Below are 684 nucleotides of genomic sequence, written 5' to 3' on the forward strand. Positions count from 1 at the left end.
GATGCGTTGGCGGAGAAGGAAGCCCAGGAAGAAGCATCCGAGCCGAGCGAGCATCTGTACGACTGCGTGATGGCGTCCTGCATTTGCCACGACAGCCCGAACTACCTTCCGAATCCTTCTGCCGCGTGTGGCGCCGTGTCGGCAGAAGCTGGCTGCCCGGCACCTCTCCCCCCGACTGGTGCCGGGCAGCCCCCCCTCTCAAGTGTCGAGTTGGTTGATGCCGCTTATGCGGTGAGGGGTTTCGCGGAGACGTCTCCGGTTCCGGAGGTGTGGTTGCGGCTCGCGGAGAAACTCACCGCCGCGTCGGCAGCTCAGTTCAGTAAGTAAGAGATCCCGCCCGGTGTGCGCCGGGCGGGACCGACGCCCACAACAGAAAGGGACTGCCATGGGCACAACCGAAAATACAGCATTGAGGCGCAATTACTGCGCTGTGGCTGAGTATTACGACCCGGACGGCCTACCCACCGCGGTGGTGTATGAGGACGAACACGGGCCGCTGATCCGCACCTCACCGTTTGGGCATCACGGGCCGGTGTTGGGAATGACGTTCGACAGGTGGCGGCAGTTGTCGACAGCGGTGAACACGGCGGTGGATGCGCATTTCGCCACACGGTATTCGGCGGCACCGCAATGAGCGAGGGAGATGTGGCGCAGGACGCCATCCGCCGCGAACTCGCTTCGGTC

General features: G+C 63.7%; 1 protein-coding gene. It reads left to right on the plus strand.

Annotated elements, in window-relative coordinates; all coding sequences use genetic code 11:
- The coding region (locus tag A5695_RS29335; protein ID WP_231974689.1) for a hypothetical protein at positions 1 to 327 on the plus strand (327 nt) is incomplete at its 5' end.
- Between the last annotated feature and the right edge of the window lie 357 nt (positions 328 to 684).

Origin of the sequence: Mycobacterium sp. E1747, from assembly GCF_001667775.1 — a bacterium.
Taxonomy (GTDB): Bacteria; Actinomycetota; Actinomycetes; order Mycobacteriales; family Mycobacteriaceae; genus Mycobacterium.